Source organism: Micromonospora sp. NPDC007220 (genome assembly GCF_040634035.1).
Classification (GTDB): domain Bacteria; phylum Actinomycetota; class Actinomycetes; order Mycobacteriales; family Micromonosporaceae; genus Micromonospora; species Micromonospora reichwaldensis.
Genome location: NZ_JBEYEU010000004.1, coordinates 258,135 through 274,900 on the forward strand (window position 1 = coordinate 258,135; position 16,766 = coordinate 274,900).

Here is a 16,766-nt window from a genome sequence, read left to right on the forward strand (position 1 = left end):
GGCGGGCGGGCCGGCGGGCGCGCGGTTAGGGTGAGGGCATGGTGGACGGGCCGGTGGTGGCGGTGCGCGGCGAGGCGTACCGGGAGGTGGCTCCGGAGATCGCCCGGTTCGCGGTGACGGCCAGGGCGCGCGACCGGGACCGCGAGGCCACCCTGACACGGCTGGCCGAACGGGCCGCCGCCGTCCGGGTGCTGCTCGACGGCGAGGGCCCCGGCATCGACCGGCGGGAGACCGGCGAGCTCCAGGTCAGGCCGGAGACCCGGCGCTCCGGCGAGCGGGTGGTGGCGTACAGCGGCAGCGTGACCACCACCGTGACGGTCAGCGACTTCACCGCGCTCGGCGAGCTGATGCTGCGCCTCGCCGACCAGGACCAGATCGAGGTGGCCGGGCCGTGGTGGTCGCTGCGGCCGGACAGCCCGGCCCACCGTGAGGCCCGGCACGCCGCGCTCGCCGACGCCCTGCTGCGTGCCCGCGAGTACGCGGAGGCCCTCGGCGCCCGCGTGACCGCCCTGATCGAGCTGGCCGACGCGGGCGCGGCGGAGCAGCCGATGATGAGCCGGATGGCGTACGCGATGGGCGACGGCGCGGAGAGCGGCCCGCCGGAGCTGGAACTCGACCCGCAGCCGCAGACCGTGCACGCCGCGGTGCAGGCGCGGTTCGCGATCAGCGAGCCGGTACTCGGCTGATGGCCGGCGCCCGGGTCGTCGGCACCGACGAGCTGGTGGCGCGGGCGCGGGCCCTCGCCGGGGCCGGCCCGCGGCAGCTGCTCGGCATCGCCGGGGCGCCCGGCGCGGGCAAGTCGACGCTGGCGGAGCAGATCGTCGAGGCGGTCGGCCCCACCGCCCGGCTGGTGCCGATGGACGGCTTCCACCTCGCGCAGGCCGAGCTGTGCCGGTTGGGCCGCGCGGAGCGCAAGGGCGCCGTCGACACCTTCGACGCCAACGGCTACGTCTCGCTGCTGCGTCGCCTGCACCGGCTGGAGCCGACGGCGGTCTACGCGCCGGCGTTCCGCCGGGACCTGGAGGAGCCGGTGGCCGGCTCGATCGAGGTGCCGCCGTCCGTGCGGCTGGTGGTCACCGAGGGCAACTACCTGCTGCTGACCGGGACGCCCTGGGACGAGGTGCGGCCGCTGCTGCACGAGGCGTGGTTCCTCGACCTGGACGCCGAGCTGCGGCTGCGCCGGCTGACCGCCCGGCACGAGTCGTACGGGCGGTCGGCGGAGCAGGCCCGGGCGTGGGCGACGGGCAGCGACGAGGCCAACGCCGCCCTGGTGGCCGGCACCGCGCACCGCGCCGACCTGGTCGTCCGGCTCGCCGAGCCGCCGCCGCTCTGACGGGTCGGCCCTCGGGAGGCTGTCCGGCGGACTGACGCTGTCAGTCGAGCTGGCGTACGACGCGGGCCGGGTTGCCCACGGCGACCACGTTCGCCGGCAGGTCCTTCGTCACCACGGCGCCTGCGCCGACGACCGTGTTCTCCCCGACGGTGACGCCGGCGAGCACGATGGCCCCACCGCCGAGCCAGACGTTGTCGCCGATGGTGATCGGCTTGGCCGCCTCCCACTTGTCGCGGCGGGGCCCGGGTTCGACGGGGTGGGTGGGGGTGAGCAGCTGCACGTTCGGTCCGATCTGGACGTCGGCGCCGATGGTGATCGGGGCGACGTCGAGGAGGACCGCGTTGAAGTTGACGAAGCTGCGCGGCCCGATCCGGACCTGCCAGCCGTAGTCGACGTAGAGCGGCGGTCGGACGTAGGTCCCCTCGCCGACCTCGCCGAGCAGGGCGCGCAGGGCCGCGAGCCGGGCCTCGGGGTCGGCGGCCGGACTGGTGTTGAAGGCTTCCATCAGCCGCGTGGCCCGGTCCAGGTCGGCGCCGATCTCCGGATCGTCGGCGATGTACGGCTCGCCGGCCAGCATGCGTTCCTTCATGGATGTCACCGGTCGATCATCTCCGAGGATCGGTCCTGTTCGTTGGCTGCTCCGTCATCTTTGTGTCTTCACTTTGCATACTCGGTATGCAACTCTGATGACTGTCAATGCGTCTCTCCCTACAGGTAGTAACGCCCGACGAGGAGGATCCGTTGCAGCGAAGAAGAAAACTGGTCGGTCTCGGTCTGGTGCTCGGCATGGTGCTCGGCACCCCCGGCATGGCCGTCGCCCAGAAGCCCGCCCAACCGACCGTCCGTCCCGACGCGACCCCGCCGTCCCGGGTGGGTGACGCCAGCCGCCCGGTCACCGTCACCCTGCTCACCGGCGACCGGGTCACCGTCAGCGGGACCAAGGCCAGTGTGCGACCCGCACCCGGGCGCGAGGACGTCCGCTTCCTGACCCGACGGGAGCGGGGGCACGTCTCCGTCGTACCCGAGGACGCCGTGGCGCCCATCCGGGACGGGCGGATCGACCGGCGGCTGTTCGACGTCACCGAACTGGTCGCCGCCGGCTACGACGACGCCCGGCGCGACGACCTGCCCCTGCTGATCACCGGCAGTGCCGGCGCGGCCCGGCGCTCCGCCGTGCCCGCCGGGGTGACGGTCACCCGTGAGCTGCCCGCCGCCGGCGGGCTCGCCGCCACGGCGAGCAAGCGGCGGGCCGCCGAGGTCTGGGCGGCGGTCACCGCCGCCGGTGCGAGGGTCGGCGCGGCAGGGGGTGCCGACCGGATCTGGCTCGACGGCCGGCGGCAGCTCACGCTCGACCGCAGCGTGCCGCAGATCGGCGCACCGGAGGCGCACCGGAACGGCTGGACCGGCCGGGGCATCCGGGTCGCCGTGCTGGACACCGGGATCGACGCCACGCACCCGGACCTGGCCGGCCGGGTGGCGCAGACGCGCAACTTCACCGAGGAGTCCGCGCCGGGCGACGTCGTCGGGCACGGCACCCACGTCGCCTCGACCATCGCCGGCAGCGGCGCCGCCTCCGGCGGCCGGATGCAGGGCGTGGCCCCGGACGCGACACTTCTCGACGGCAAGGTCTGCGAGACGTACGGCTGCCCGGAATCGGCGATCCTCGCCGGCATGCAGTGGGCGGCGGTCGAGCAGCGGGCCCACGTGATCAACCTCAGTCTCGGCGGCTTCGACACCCCGGAGGTCGACCCGCTGGAGGCGGCCGTCAACACGCTCACCGCGCAGACCGGCGCCCTGTTCGTGATCAGCGCCGGCAACTCCGGCCGGTTCGCGCCGGTCAGTTCCCCCAGCACGGCCGACGCCGCCCTCTCGGTGGGCGCCGTCGACCGGGACGACAGCCTCGCCGACTTCTCCAGCCGTGGTCCCCGCACCGGTGACGACGCGCTGAAGCCGGACATCACCGCTCCGGGGGTGGGGATCGTGGCGGCGCGCAGCCGGGACGGAGTGATCGGCGACCCGGCCGGGACCGGGTACGTGGCGATGTCGGGCACCTCGATGGCGGCCCCGCACGTCAGCGGCGCGGCGGCGCTGATGGCCCAGATGCGGCCCGGCTCGAAGGCCGGCGAGATCAAGGCACTCCTGATGTCCTCGGCGAAGCCGAATCCCGAGCTGACCGCGTACGAGCAGGGAGCCGGGCGGGTCGACCTGGCCAAGGCGACCTGGCAGTCGCTGACCAACGACCCGCCGAGCGTGTCGTTCGGGCGGACGCTCTGGCCGCACGGCGACGACGCCCCGGTCACCCGCACGGTGACCTGGCGCAACGACAGCGGGACCGCGACCGACCTGGAGTTGGCCGTCGAGGCGACCGGCCCGGACGGCAGGCCGGCCCCGGCCGGCATGTTCACTCTCGGCGCGACCCGGCTCAGCGTGCCGGCCGGCGGCACGGCGAGCACCACCGTCACCGCCAACACCCGTGTCGACGGCCCGGACGGCCACTACACCGGCCGGATCGTGGTCCGCGGCGACAACTTCCCGGCGGGCATCCCGCTGGCGGTGCACCGGGAGGTGGAGAGCTACACGGTGACCGCCCGGCACCTGAACCGCGCCGGCGCGCTCTCCGGCGAGCACAGCACCACGCTGGTCTCCCTGGACGAGCTGCACCCGTACGACCTGTACGACCCGGACGGCACCGTCGAGCTGCGGGTCCCCAAGGGCCGGTACGGGCTGGTCAGTTACGTGTTCGAGGTGGACGGCGACGAGCTCACCGGGGCCACCCAGCTCGTCCAGCCGGAGCTGGTGGTCGGCGGGGACACGCGGATCACCCTCGACGCCCGACGGGGCAAGCCGGTCAGGATGAGCGTCCCGCAGCGCTCGGCCACCCCGGCGCTCGCCGTCACCGAGGCCGGCTTCCTCGCCGAGAACGGCAGCTACACCTTCGGCCTGCTGGACTCCGACTTCGACGGTCTCTTCACCGCAGGGCTCGGGAAGCCGGTGCCCGCAGAGCGGTTCGTCGCCACGGTCAGCGGCCAGTGGGCCGACCTGAAGGCAGCGAGCAGCCCCTACCTCTACGCCCTCAACGAGGCCGTGCCGGGCCGGATGCCGACCGGCTTCGTCCGGCACTACCGGGCGAGCGACCTGGCCACCGTCACCCACCGGTTCAACGGCGGCAGCCCGGGGCTGGCCGCGATGCGCCTGGTCTTCCCGCACCGGGATCCCGACCTCGGCGGCTGGGCGGTCGGGCTGCCCACCGCCACTCCCGGGCAACGGGTCGAGCACTACAACACCCGGGGCGTGCGCTGGTCCTCCGAGCTGGACTTCGGGGTGCCGACCGACGACGGCTGGCTCGACACCAAGGCGATCCTGTTCTCCGAGGAGCGGAGCCTGCGCGCCGGGCGGCACTACCGGGAGAGCTGGAACAGCGCGCCGTACGGGCCGTCGTTCCCGGAGGCGGGGATCGTCCGCCGGGGCGACCGCATCGAGGTGGGCCTGCCGCTGCACAGTGACGCCGAGGGGCACGCCGGCGGCTCGGTCGCCGACACCGCCCGCACCGCCCTCTACCGCAACGGGACGCTGGTAGGGGAGAACGAGGAGCCGGCGTACGGCGGGTTCGACGTGCCGCCGGGCGCGGCCAACTACCGGCTGGAGACGTCGTCGAAGCGGAGCTTCACCGACCTCTCGACCGAGGTGTCGGCCACCTGGACGTTCCGGTCCCGGCACGTCGCCGGGGACGACCCGGCCGCGCTGCCGGCGTCGGCGATCCGGTTCACGCCCCGACTGGACCGGGACAACGCCGCCCCGGCGGGCCGGAGCTTCGTGATCCCGGTGACGGTGCAGCGGCAGCCGGGCGCGCCCTCGGCCCGGGTCGCCGCGTTGACCGTCGACGTCTCCTACGACGGCGGGAAGACCTGGCAGCGGGCCCGGATCCGTGGCGGCGGGGACGGCTGGACGGCCACCGTGCGGCACCCGGCCGGCACCGGACACGTCTCGCTGCGGGCCACCGCCCGGGACACCGCCGGCAACACGGTCACCCAGCGCGTCATCCAGGCGTACCGCCTGCGCTGAGGCGTACCCCCGCCGGGTCCGCGGCCGACCGCGGGCCCGGCGGGGCGACCGTCAGTCGTTGGCGTGCAGCGCGGCGTTCAGCTCGATGCCCCTGCCGCTGCGCTGCTTCGCCTCCAGCGCACCGGTCACCGAGTTGCGCCAGAACAGCAGGTTGTCCACCCCGGACAGCTCGCGGGCCTTGACCACCCGGCCGTCCGGCAGGGTGATCTTGGAGGCGGCGGTGATGTAGCAGCCGGCCTCCACCACGCAGTCGTCGCCGAGCGAGATGCCCACGCCGGCGTTCGCGCCGACCAGGCTGCGCTCGCCGATGCGGACCCGGTCGGTGCCGCCGCCGGAGAGGGTGCCCATGATCGAGGCGCCGCCGCCGATGTCGGAGCCGTCGCCGACCACCACGCCCTGCACGATCCGGCCCTCGACCATCGAGGTGCCCAGGGTGCCGGCGTTGAAGTTGACGAAGCCCTCGTGCATGACGGTGGTGCCGGCCGCCAGGTGCGCGCCGAGGCGCACCCGGTCGGCGTCGGCGATCCGCACGCCCGACGGCACCACGTAGTCGGTCATGCGGGGGAACTTGTCCACCCCGTACACGGCCAGGTGGCGGCCGGCGGCCCGCTCGATGACCCGCAGCTCGTCGACCCGCTCCGGGGGGCACGGCCCGGCGGAGGTCCAGGCCACGTTCGCCAGCTTGCCGAAGATGCCGTCGAGGTTGAGCTCGTTGGGTCGCACCAGGCGGTGGGAGAGCAGGTGCAGCCGAAGGTACGCGTCGGCGGCGTCCTTGATCGGCTCGTCCAGCGAGCCGATCACGGTGACCACCTGGACGGTACGCAGCCCGGGCAGCGCCCGGTCGCCGACCGCCCCCGGGGGCAGGTCCAGCACGTCCGCCTCGTCCTCGCCGGCGACCAGCGGCAGCTCGCCGAGGCCCAGCTTGCCCGTCGGATACCAGGTGTCGAGCACCTGGTCGTCAGCGGTAACGGTGGCCAGGCCGATGCCCCAGGCGGATTCGGACGTCACTGATTCACCTCTCGTTCGTGCTGCGGGCCGGCGAGCCCTCCGCGCCCCGCCTCCCGCGCGGGCCGCCCCGGAACGCTCGCTCCACGCGCTCGCCGGATCTGACGGTACCGTGCGAACCATGGAGAACCCGCTGACCCCCGAGGTCCTGGCCGATCCGGTGGCGCTGACCCGCGCGCTGGTCGACATGGAGTCCGTGTCCCTCAACGAGAAGGCGATCGCCGACTGCGTGGAGGAGGTGCTGAGGGGCGTACCGCACCTGACCACGTACCGGCACGGCAACACGGTGATGGCGCGGACGGACCTGGGCCGTGACCAGCGGGTGGTGCTCGCCGGTCACCTGGACACGGTGCCGCTGAACAACAACTTCCCGTCGACCACGCGCGGCGACCTGATGTACGGCTGCGGCACCTCGGACATGAAGTCCGGGGTGGCGTTCGCGCTGGACCTGGCGGTGAGCCTGCCGGACCCGCGCTACGACGTGACGTACTTCTTCTACGAGGCCGAGGAGATCGAGTCGAAGTACAACGGCCTCTTCCTGGTCGCCGACGCGTACCCGGAGTGGCTGGAGGCCGACTTCGCGCTGCTGCTGGAGCCGACGCACGGCATCGTCGAGGCGGGGTGCCAGGGCACCATGCGCGCGGTCGTCACCACCACCGGCGTACGCGCCCACTCGGCCCGTTCCTGGCACGGGGTGAACGCGATCCACGCGGCCGGCGAGGTGCTCGACCGGCTGACCAACTACGAGGCGCGGCGGGTGACCATCGACGGTTGCGACTACCGGGAGGGCATGAACGCGGTCCGCATCCACGGCGGCGTGGCCGGCAACGTGGTGCCCGACCGGTGCGAGGTCGAGGTCAACTACCGGTTCGCGCCGGACCGGACCCCGGCCGAGGCCGAGGCGCACCTGCGCGAGGTCTTCGCCGGCTTCGACGTGCGGGTCACGGATTCGGCCGCCGGCGCCCCGCCCGGGCTGGAGGCGGCACCCGCCAAGGAGTTCCTCGCCGCGGTCGGTGCCGCGCCGATCGGCAAGCTGGGCTGGACGGACGTGGCCCGGTTCGCCGCGATGGGCATCCCGGCGCTGAACTTCGGCCCCGGCGACCCCAACCTGGCCCACCACCCCGACGAGCACGTGGAGATCAGCAAGATCCGGGAGGGCGCCGTCACCCTGCGCCGCTGGCTCGCGTCTTCCTGAAGCTCCCCGCGCGGGGCGTGCCCCGGATGGACGGAAGGTCCGCGTCGAAGGACGCGGACCTTCCGTGCACGGTGTCGTCGGTGCGGTCAGACGGTGGTGGACGCGTCGGCGGCGGGCCGGGCGTCGGTCTGGCCGCCCTGGTCGGTGGACGGTTCCATCAGGCGGGCGCGGCGGCGCTCGGCCACCACGTCGCGGATGCGGCGCTGCATCTGCCGCCGGATCCGGATCATCTCGCTGTTGCTGATCACGCTGACTCCTCCCCCGAAGGCGCGCGCCGGGGCATACCCGGTATGTGAATAGTAAGACGCCCGTGCGACCGAATTAGTTGCCCAAGATCCGGAAAAATATTTCCGATCGTCGCCCGGCCCGTCTCCGCCCGTCGCCCGAGGTGGCCGCCGAGGCCGTGCCGTCCGCCGCCGGGGGCCGTGCCGTCGACGTCCGAGGCCGCGTTGCCCGTCGCCCGGGGGTGGCGTCGTTTGTCGCCTCGCCCGTCACCTGCGGCGGCCCGGCTCACGGTGCGCGCACCTGGCGGGTGCGGCTCCACTACGGTTGCTCCCATGGGTCAGAGCAACGGGCGGGAGGCCGGCCGCGAGCCGGGACAGGAACGGCACCGGGGGGCCGTGACGCTGCGGCGGCAGGCGATGACGGGCAGCACCGCCGACCAGCGCCTGCTCGATTCGCGGGGGCGTGAGGACTGGAAGACCAAGGACGCCTGGCGGGCGCTGCGCATCCTCTCAGAGTTCGTCGAGGGCTTCGACACCCTCGCCGACCTGCCCTCGGCGGTCAGCGTGTTCGGTTCCGCCCGCAGCCACCCGGATAGCCCCGAGTGCCAGCTGGCCGAGGCGCTGGGCGCTGCCCTGGCCCGGGCCGGCTACGCGGTGATCACCGGCGGCGGGCCGGGCGTGATGGAGGCGGCCAACCGGGGCGCCAGCGAGGCCGGTGGGCTGTCGGTCGGCCTCGGCATCGAGCTCCCCTTCGAACAGGGGCTCAACGACTGGGTCGACCTGGCCATCGACTTCCGCTACTTCTTCGCCCGCAAGACCATGTTCGTCAAGTACGCCCAGGCGTTCGTCGTGCTGCCCGGCGGGTTCGGCACCATGGACGAGCTCTTCGAGGCGCTCACCCTGGTGCAGACCGGCAAGGTGACCCGGTTCCCCGTGGTGCTGATGGGCGCCGACTACTGGAGCGGCCTGCTCGACTGGCTGCGCGACACGATGGCCGCCGACGGCAAGATCGGCCCCGTCGACCTGGAGCTGATCTGCGTGACCGACGACGTCGACGCGGCGGTCCGGCACATCGTGGAGGCCGAGGTCGCCCTCAACGTCGAGCAGGAGGCGGTCCGCGAGGAGGCCGTCGCCGTCACCGCCGCCGACCAGCAGGCCGCCGCCGAGGCGGGCGACGAGAACCGGAAGCGCTGACATGGCGGCGATCTGCGTGTTCTGCGCCTCCTCCCGTACCCTCGACCAGCGCTGGCTGGACCTCGCGGCCGAGACGGGCGCGGAGATCGCCCGGCGCGGGCACACCCTCGTCAGCGGCGGCGGGTGCGTCGGCATGATGGGCGCGCTGGCCGACGGGGCGCGGGCCGCCGGCGGCCGGACGGTCGGGGTGATCCCGCAGTCGCTGGTCGACCTGGAGGTCGCCGACCTGGCGTCGGACGAATTGCTCGTCACCGACTCGATGGCCAGCCGCAAGACCCTCATGATCGACAAGTCGGACGCGTTCCTCACCCTGCCGGGCGGGCTCGGCACCCTCGACGAGCTGTTCGAGGTGTGGACGACCGCCACCCTGGCCCTGCACGCCAAGCCGATGGTGCTGGTCGACACCGACGGCTTCTACCGCCCGGTGCTCGACTGGCTGGGCGCGCTGGCCGACCAGACCTTCCTCAAGCCCGCCGGCCTGGGCCTGCTCACCGTGACCGACACGGTCCCCGCCGCCCTGGACACCCTGGAACTCCAACTCCTCTGACGGGGGAGTGCGGGTTGGTCCCCGGCGGGGTGGCGGGGTGGGGGTGTCGTACCGGCGTGGTGGGATGGACGGATGCAGGCGTACCGGCTGGTGCGCCGGCCTGCGGAGGCGGTCCGGGGGGACCACCGGCCCGGCGGGCCGGCCCGGGGGGACGGTCGGTCCGGAGGGCCGACCGAGGGTGAGCGCCGGTCCGGAGGGCCGACGGAGGGTGAGCGGCGGTCCGGAGGGCCGGCCGACGGGGACGCGCACCGTGGGGCGGCGCGGCTGGCCGATCCGCGCCAGGTCGAGATCGTGGCGCACACCGACGGGCCGATGCTGGTGCTCGGCGGTCCCGGCACGGGCAAGACCGCCACGCTGGTCGAGGCCGTCGCCGCGCGGGTGGCCGAGGGCGTCGACCCGGAGCGGATCCTGGTGCTCACCTTCGGCCGCCGGGGCGCCACCGCGCTGCGCCAGCGGATCGAGGCCCGCGTCGCCGAGGGCGGGCACCGCGTGCTGCGCGAGCCGCTGGTGCGCACCCTTCCGGCGTACGCCTTCGGGCTGCTGCGGCGGGCGGCGGCCGAGCGCGGCGAGCCGTCCCCCCGGCTGCTCACCGGGCCGGAGCAGGATCTGATCATCCGCGAGCTGCTCGACGTGGTCGGCGAGGCGCCCGACGACGACCCGGTCGGCTGGCCGGAGGACCTGCGCCCCGCGTTGCGCACCCGGGCCTTCGCGGCGCAGCTGCGCGACCTGCTGATGCGCGCCGCCGAGCGGGGCGTCGGTCCCGTCGAGCTGGCCCGGCTGGGCGAGAAGCTCGGCCGCGCCGACTGGCCCGCCGCCGCGCGGTTCCTGCGGGAGTACGTGGCCGTGCTCGCCCTGCGCGACGTCAGCAACCGCGGCTCCGTCGCGTACGACCCGGCCGAGCTGGTCCGGGCCGCCACCGGAATGCTGCTCGACGACCCCGAGCTGCTCGCGGCCGAGCGCCGGCGGCTGGCGTACGTCTACGTCGACGAGCTGGCCGACACCGACCCGGCCCAGCAGGACCTGCTCGCGACGGTGGCCGGAGGCGGCAAGCCCCTGGTCGCGTTCGCCGACCCGGATTCCTCCACGTACGCGTTCCGGGGCGCCGACCCGGCGGGGGTGGCCACGTTTCCGCACCGCTTCCGCACCGCCTCGGGAGCGCCCGCGGCACAGGTGGTGCTCACCACCTCCTACCGGGCCGGTGCCCGGCTGCTCGCCGCGTCCGGCCGGCTGGCGCGACGGCTGCGCGGTCCGGCTGCGCACCGCCGGCTGCACCCGCTGCCCGACGCGCCGCCCGGCGCGGTCGAGGTACGCACCTTCCGCTCGGCCACCAGCGAGGCGGCCTGGCTGGCGCACGCCCTGCGCGAGGCACACCTGCTCGGCGGCGTGCCCTGGTCGGAGATGGCCGTGCTGGTGCGCTCCACCGGGCGGCAGTTGCCCTCGCTGCAACGTGCCCTGCACGCCGCCGGGGTGCCCACCGTCGTGCACGGCGAGGACCTGCCGCTGCACCTGCAACCGGCGGTCGCGCCGCTGCTGCTCCTGCTGCGCTGCGCCCTGGAGCCCGAGCGGCTCGACGAGGAGGCCGCCGTGGCGCTGCTGCACTCGTCGCTCGGCGGCGCCGATCCGCTGGCCGAGCGGCGGCTGCGGCAGGGGCTGCGCGCCCTGGCGCTGGCCGGCGGCGACCGCCGGCCCTCGGGCGAACTGATCGTGGAGGCGCTGCGCGACCCGGCCGGGTTGGCCGGGATCGAGCGGCACTGGGCGGAGCCGGCGCAGACCGTGGCCGGTCTGCTGGCCGTGGCCCGGGAGTCCGCCGCGCGGCCCGGCGCCACGGCGGAGGACGTGCTCTGGGCGGTGTGGCGGGCCACCGGGCTCGCCGAGCTGTGGTCCGCGGCGACCGGCCGCGGCCAGACGGTGACCGGCGAGGGCGACGTCGCGCGGCGCCGCCGCGCCGAGGCGGCCGACCGCGACCTCGACGCCGTGATGGTCCTCTTCGACGCGGCGGCCCGGTTCACCGACCGGCTGCCCGGCGCGCGTACGGAGGTCTTCCTCGACCACGTCCTCGGTCAGGACCTGCCGGCCGACACCCTCGCCCCGACCGCCGACCGGGGGGAGACGGTGCGGCTGCTCACCGCCCACGCCGCGAAGGGGCTGGAGTGGGATCTCGTGGCGGTCGCCGGGGTGCAGGAGGGCGTCTGGCCCGACCTGCGCCTGCGTGGCAGCCTGCTCGGCTCGGAGCGCCTGGTCGACGTGCTCGCCGGCCGGACGGCCGGCGCGGGCGTGGTGGCGGCCCTGGTCGGGCAGACCTCGGCGCTGCTCGACGAGGAGCGCCGGCTGTTCCACGTCGCGGTCACCCGGGCCCGGCGACGGCTGCTGGTCAGCGCGGTCGCCTCCGCCGCGGTGGGCGGCGACGACCACGAGGAGCAGCCGAGCCGCTTCCTCTACGAGCTGGGCCCCACCGACCCGACCGACCCGACCGACCCGTCCGCCCCGACGGATCCCACCGATCCGCCGGATCCGACCGGCCCGACGGATCCCACCGACCAGGAGGAGCCGGACCGGCCGGGGGCGTTGCCGGTGAGCCGGCCGCCCCGGGCGCTGACCCTGCCGGCGCTGGTGGCGGAGCTGCGTACCGCCGTCAGCGACCCGGCCGTGACCTACGCCCGGCGGCAGGCGGCGGCTGCCGAGCTGGCCCGGCTCGCCGCCGCCGGGGTGGCTGGCGCGCACCCGGACGACTGGTGGGGGCTGCGGCAGCTCTCCGACGACCGCCCGCTGGTCGACGAGGGGGAGCCGGTCCGGGTCACCCCGTCGGCGATGGAGAGCGCGCTGCGGTGCAGTCTGCGCTGGCTGCTGGAGCGGCACGGCGGCAGCCCGCCGGCCAGCGCCGCCCAGGGCGTCGGCAACCTGGTGCACGCCGCCGCGATGCTCGCCGAGGACGCCAGCGCCGACCGGGGGGCGCTGCTGGACTACGTCGCCGCCCGGTTCGACGTCATCGAGCTGGCCGCCCGCTGGATGGTCGGTCCGGAGCACAGCCGCGCCGAGGCGATGGTGGACAAGCTGCTCCGCTGGCTGGCCGCGAATCCGCGCCGGCTGCTCGCCATCGAGCACGAGTTCGCGGTGCGCCTCGACGACCCGCACCGGCCGGTCGAGCTGGTCGGCCGGGTCGACCGGCTGGAGGTCGACGAGGACGGCCGGCTGGTCGTCATCGACCTGAAGACCGGCAAGTCCACCGCCGTCACGGCCAACGACCTCGCCGAGCACCCACAGCTCGGCGCCTACCAGGCGGCGGTGGAGGCGGGGGCCTTCGCCGACTTCGGCGAGGAGTCCGGCGGCGCGGCCCTGGTGCAGCTCGGCACCGGCGCGAAGGACGCGAAGGAGCAGAGCCAGGCGCCGGCGGGGGAGGGCCCGGAGGCCGGCTGGGCGACCGCGCTGGTGCGGCGTACCGCGGATACGATGGCCGCCGCCACCTTCGCCGCGGTCGCCAACTCCAAGTGCCGGGTCTGCCCGGTGCGTACGAGCTGCCCGGTGTCCGGGCAGGGCCGCCAGGTGGTCGAGCCGCCGACCACCCGTCGTCCGGAGACGCCTTGACGCAGCCCGCCCTCTTCAGCAGCGCGACCCCTGCGCCCCGGGTCGCCGACGCCGGTCCCCGCTACACGCCGGTGGAGCTGGCGAAGCTGCTGCGGCTGCCCGCGCCGACCCGGGAACAGGCCGCGATCATCGCCGCCCCCGTCGAGCCGCTGCTGGTGGTCGCGGGCGCCGGGTCGGGCAAGACGGAGACGATGGCCGCCCGGGTGGTCTGGCTGGTCGCCAACTCGTACGTGCGGCCGGAGCAGGTGCTCGGGCTCACCTTCACCCGCAAGGCCGCCGGGGAGCTGGCGCACCGGGTGCGTACGCGGCTCGACCAGTTGGTACGGCGGCTCGGGCGGCGGGGGCGCGACCCGCTCGACGACCCGCTGGCCGGGGAGCCGACCGTCTCCACCTACCACTCGTACGCGGGCCGGATCGTCACCGAGCACGGGCTGCGGGCGGGCTACGAGCCGTCCACCCGGCTGCTCACCGAGGCGTCCCGCTGGCAGCTGGTCGACCTGCTCGTGCGCAACTACGACGGCGACATGTCCGGGGTGGACCGGATGCCGAGCACGATCACCGACGCGGTGCTGGCGCTGGCCGGCGAGCTCGACGAGCACCTGGTCGACCCGGACGCGCTGGCCGCGTGGACGGGCCGGTTCTTCGCCGAGGTGCAGGTGCGCCCCGGCCGGGTCTACGCCGACGTGCGCAAGGCGCTGCAACTCCAGCAGATCCGGCTGAAGCTGCTCCCGCTGGTGCGCGCGTACGCCCGGCGCAAGGAGGACTTCGAGGCGATGGACTTCGCCGACCAGCTCGCGCGGGCGGCCCGGGTCGCCCGCGACCACCCGGGCGTCGGCGAGATCGAGCGGGACCGGTTCCGGGTGGTGCTGCTCGACGAGTACCAGGACACCAGCCATGCCCAGGTGGTGCTGCTCAACGCGCTCTTCGGCGGTGGGCACCCGGTGACGGCGGTCGGCGACCCCTGCCAGTCGATCTACGGCTGGCGCGGGGCGAGCGCCGGCACCCTGGACCGCTTCCCCACGGAGTTCGCCCGCGCAGGCGGTGCGCCGGCCGAGGTGCTCAGCCTCACCACGAGCTGGCGTAACCGGCCCGAGATCCTCGGTGTCGCCAACGCGTTGGCCACCCCGCTGCGGGCCGCCGGCGCCCGGGTGCCGGAGCTGCGCGCGGCGATGAGCGTCAAGGAGCCGGTCCCGCACCGCAGCGCCCGCGGCGCCGCCGGCGGCACCGTCCACTGCGCGCTGCTGCGGACGTACGCCGACGAGGCCGACTGGATCGCCGACAGCGTGCTGCACGCCTGGCGCGGCGCGGCCGGGATGCCCGGCGTGCTGCCCGAGCACATCCCGGTGCCGCTGCGGCCCACGACCGCCGTGCTCGTGCGGCTGCGCAGCCAGATTCCGGCGATCGAGTCGGCGCTGCGCGAGCGCGGCCTGCCGGTCGAGGTGGTGGGCCTGGGTGGCCTGCTGGACACCCCCGAGGTGCGGGACGTGGTGTGCACGCTGCGGGTGCTGGCCGACCCGACGGACGGCGCCGCGCTGCTGCGGCTGCTGACCGGCGCGCGCTGGCGGATCGGGCCCCGTGACCTGGTGGCCCTGCACCGCCGGGCGAAGTCCATCGCGGCGGCCCGGCGCAGGCTCGCCGACGACGGCACCCCGGAGATCAGCCCGGACCTGCTCGACGAGGCGACCCTGGTGGAGGCGCTGGCCGACCTGGGCCCGGCGCAGGCGTACTCGGCGGAGGGCTACGCGCGGCTGCGGGCGTACGCCCGGGAGCTGGGCCTGCTGCGCTACCGGCTGGACCAGTCCCTGCCGGAGCTGATCGCGGACATCGAGCGGACGATCGGCCTGGACGTGGAGGTGGCGGTGCGGGCCGGCCGGGACGGGGCCGGGGACGCCGGCCTGGCGCGGGGCCACCTGGACGCGCTCGGCGACGTCGCCGCCCGCTTCAGCGGGGAGACGCCGGGCGCCACCCTGTCGGGGTTCCTGGCCTACCTGGCCGCCGCCGAGGACGAGGAACGCGGCCTCACGCCGGGCGAGGTGGAGGTGGTCGAGGGCGCGGTGCAGATCCTCACCGCGCACGCCGCGAAGGGCCTGGAGTGGGACGTGGTCGCGGTGGCCGGCCTGAGCCGGGGCGTCTGGCCGGGTCCGGTGCGCAACTCCGACCACTGGCTCGGCGGGCTGGGCGTGCTGCCGTTCCCGTTGCGCGGCGACGCCGACGGGCTGCCGGAGCTGGGCCTGGCCGAGGCTGAGGACCAGCGGGGGGTGGCCCGGGCGCTGGAGGACTTCACCGACGCCTGGCGGGCGCACGACGAGCGGGAGGAGCGCCGGCTGGCGTACGTGGCGGTGACCCGGCCCCGGCGGCTGCTGCTCTGCTCCGGCTACTGGTGGGGGGAGGGCACCAAACGGCCGCGCGGCCCGTCGGTGCTGCTGCGGGAGGTGCACGACGCCTGCCTGGACGCCCGCGCCGGGCACCTGGTGGACGAGTGGGCGCCGGAGCCGCCGGGCGACGCGGTCAACCCGACGACCGAGGTGGTGCTGCGCGCCGAGTGGCCGGCCGACCCGCTGGGCGCCCGCCGGCCGGCGCTGGCCGAGGCGGCAGCCCTGGTCCGCCGCTTCCTCGCCGACGGCGACCCGGCGGCCCGCCCACTGTCCGACGGGGACGCGGCCGCCCGCCCGCTGCCCGGCGGCGAGACGGCCGAACGGACGCCGTCCGGCGGCGACGACACCGCCGGGGTGGGCGCGGACCCGTCGGCCGACGACGCGGACGTGGCGCGGTGGCGGCGGGAGGCCGACCTGCTGCTCGCCGAGCGGGCTGAGCTGACCCGGCAGTCCGGTGCCGTCGAGGTGGCCCTGCCCGGCCAGCTGTCGGTGACCCAGTTGGTGGCGCTGCGCCGGGATCCGGCGGCGCTGGCCCGCGCGCTGCGCCGCCCGGTGCCCACCGAACCCAATCCGTACGCCCGCCGGGGCACCGCCTTCCACACCTGGCTGGAGCAGCGGTTCGGCGCCGACCGGCTGCTCGACCTGGACGAGCTGCCGGGTGCGGCGGACGCGGACGCGGCGCCGGACGAGGCGTTGGCCGAGCTCCAGGAGCGCTTTCTGGCCAGCGAGTGGGCCGACCGGGTGCCGGTCGAGGTGGAGGTGCCCTTCGCCACAGTGATCGCCGCAGTGGTGGTCCGGGGGCGGATGGACGCCGTCTTCGCCCGGCCGGGCGGGCGGTTCGACGTGGTCGACTGGAAGACCGGCCGGCAGCCCGCCGGCGTAGCCGCCGAGGTGGCCGCCGTGCAGCTCGCGGTCTACCGGCTGGCCTGGGCGGAGCTGGCCAGCGTGCCGGTGGAGCGGGTCGGCGCGGCGTTCCACTACGTGCGGGACGGGGTCACGGTCCGGCCGGCGGACCTGCTCGACGCGGACGGGCTGACCGCGCTGATCGCCTCCGTACCGGAAATTCCGGCAGACGGTGGTGCCGGGACGAATCCATGATAGGTTGGTCGCGTTGCAGTTATGGTTCCCAGAGACTCTGTGTGCGCCTGGAGGATTGTGGCCCAGGCGCTCTTTGTTGTGTCCGGAGTTCTCCGGGCGGGGCGACCAGAAGCGACAAGCGAGCCAGGCAGTTCCGCGTGGCGCGCTCCTC

At 75.2% G+C, this 16,766-nt stretch carries 11 protein-coding genes; 8 read left to right on the top strand and 3 right to left on the bottom strand.

The window, feature by feature from the left end; translation table 11 throughout:
• The first annotated feature begins 38 nt into the window (after nucleotides 1–38).
• Nucleotides 39–686: an SIMPL domain-containing protein gene (locus ABZ573_RS11770; protein ID WP_121399738.1), complete on the top strand. Its 648-nt coding sequence runs from the start codon at nucleotides 39–41 to the stop codon at nucleotides 684–686.
• Nucleotides 686–1,333, top strand: coding sequence for a nucleoside/nucleotide kinase family protein (locus ABZ573_RS11775; protein WP_151456223.1), 648 nt, complete (start codon nucleotides 686–688; stop codon nucleotides 1,331–1,333). The genes ABZ573_RS11770 and ABZ573_RS11775 overlap by 1 nt, the downstream gene beginning before the upstream one ends.
• Nucleotides 1,334–1,373: 40 nt before the next feature.
• Here the strand turns inward: ABZ573_RS11775 and ABZ573_RS11780 are convergent, their stop codons facing one another.
• Nucleotides 1,374–1,931 carry a sugar O-acetyltransferase gene (locus ABZ573_RS11780; RefSeq protein ID WP_358117682.1) on the bottom strand — a complete coding sequence of 186 codons (558 nt, stop codon included), beginning with the start codon at nucleotides 1,929–1,931 and terminating at the stop codon, nucleotides 1,374–1,376.
• A 98-nt stretch (nucleotides 1,932–2,029) separates the two neighbouring features.
• Here ABZ573_RS11780 and ABZ573_RS11785 point away from each other — a divergent pair, with 98 nt between their 5' ends.
• Nucleotides 2,030–5,395 carry a S8 family serine peptidase gene (locus ABZ573_RS11785; protein ID WP_358117685.1) on the top strand — a complete coding sequence of 1,122 codons (3,366 nt, stop codon included), beginning with the start codon at nucleotides 2,030–2,032 and terminating at the stop codon, nucleotides 5,393–5,395.
• Between the two features lie 51 nt (nucleotides 5,396–5,446).
• On the opposite strand, the gene dapD is transcribed toward ABZ573_RS11785, so the two are convergent.
• On the bottom strand, nucleotides 5,447–6,403 hold the full coding sequence (dapD, locus tag ABZ573_RS11790) for a 2,3,4,5-tetrahydropyridine-2,6-dicarboxylate N-succinyltransferase (protein WP_151456225.1): 957 nt from the start codon (nucleotides 6,401–6,403) through the stop codon (nucleotides 5,447–5,449).
• A 118-nt stretch (nucleotides 6,404–6,521) separates the two neighbouring features.
• Between dapD and dapE the strand changes: the two genes are divergently transcribed.
• A complete protein-coding gene (gene dapE / locus ABZ573_RS11795; RefSeq protein ID WP_358117689.1) occupies nucleotides 6,522–7,595 on the top strand; it encodes a succinyl-diaminopimelate desuccinylase in 1,074 nt (357 codons plus the stop codon).
• 86 nt (nucleotides 7,596–7,681) lie between these two features.
• Here the strand turns inward: dapE and ABZ573_RS11800 are convergent, their stop codons facing one another.
• Nucleotides 7,682–7,843: a hypothetical protein gene (locus tag ABZ573_RS11800; RefSeq protein ID WP_165947700.1), complete on the bottom strand. Its 162-nt coding sequence runs from the start codon at nucleotides 7,841–7,843 to the stop codon at nucleotides 7,682–7,684.
• A 309-nt stretch (nucleotides 7,844–8,152) separates the two neighbouring features.
• On the opposite strand from ABZ573_RS11800, the gene ABZ573_RS11805 reads away from it, so the two are divergent.
• The 4 genes from ABZ573_RS11805 to ABZ573_RS11820 all read left to right on the top strand — a co-directional run bounded on the left by ABZ573_RS11805 (nucleotide 8,153) and on the right by ABZ573_RS11820 (nucleotide 16,615).
• On the top strand, nucleotides 8,153–9,013 hold the full coding sequence (locus tag ABZ573_RS11805; RefSeq protein ID WP_358117693.1) for a TIGR00730 family Rossman fold protein: 861 nt from the start codon (nucleotides 8,153–8,155) through the stop codon (nucleotides 9,011–9,013).
• 1 nt (nucleotide 9,014) lies between these two features.
• On the top strand, nucleotides 9,015–9,560 hold the full coding sequence (locus ABZ573_RS11810) for a TIGR00730 family Rossman fold protein (RefSeq protein WP_132231057.1): 546 nt from the start codon (nucleotides 9,015–9,017) through the stop codon (nucleotides 9,558–9,560).
• 312 nt (nucleotides 9,561–9,872) lie between these two features.
• Nucleotides 9,873–13,142, top strand: a complete 3,270-nt coding sequence (locus ABZ573_RS11815; protein ID WP_358117872.1) for an ATP-dependent DNA helicase — start codon at nucleotides 9,873–9,875, stop codon at nucleotides 13,140–13,142.
• On the top strand, nucleotides 13,139–16,615 hold the full coding sequence (locus ABZ573_RS11820) for an ATP-dependent DNA helicase (protein WP_358117696.1): 3,477 nt from the start codon (nucleotides 13,139–13,141) through the stop codon (nucleotides 16,613–16,615). Before ABZ573_RS11815 ends, ABZ573_RS11820 begins: the two co-directional genes overlap by 4 nt.
• Nucleotides 16,616–16,766: the final 151 nt, after the last annotated feature.

Bases quoted from the DNA above. Each gene is read 5' to 3' on its own strand.
- ABZ573_RS11770 (WP_121399738.1), top strand. From the start codon at position 39: ATGGTGGACGGGCCGGTGGTGGCGGTGCGCGGCGAGGCGTACCGGGAG.
- ABZ573_RS11775 (WP_151456223.1), top strand. From the start codon at position 686: ATGGCCGGCGCCCGGGTCGTCGGCACCGACGAGCTGGTGGCGCGGGCG.
- ABZ573_RS11785 (WP_358117685.1), top strand. From the start codon at position 2,030: ATGCGTCTCTCCCTACAGGTAGTAACGCCCGACGAGGAGGATCCGTTG.
- dapE (WP_358117689.1), top strand. From the start codon at position 6,522: ATGGAGAACCCGCTGACCCCCGAGGTCCTGGCCGATCCGGTGGCGCTG.
- ABZ573_RS11805 (WP_358117693.1), top strand. From the start codon at position 8,153: ATGGGTCAGAGCAACGGGCGGGAGGCCGGCCGCGAGCCGGGACAGGAA.
- ABZ573_RS11810 (WP_132231057.1), top strand. From the start codon at position 9,015: ATGGCGGCGATCTGCGTGTTCTGCGCCTCCTCCCGTACCCTCGACCAG.
- ABZ573_RS11815 (WP_358117872.1), top strand. From the start codon at position 9,873: ATGCTGGTGCTCGGCGGTCCCGGCACGGGCAAGACCGCCACGCTGGTC.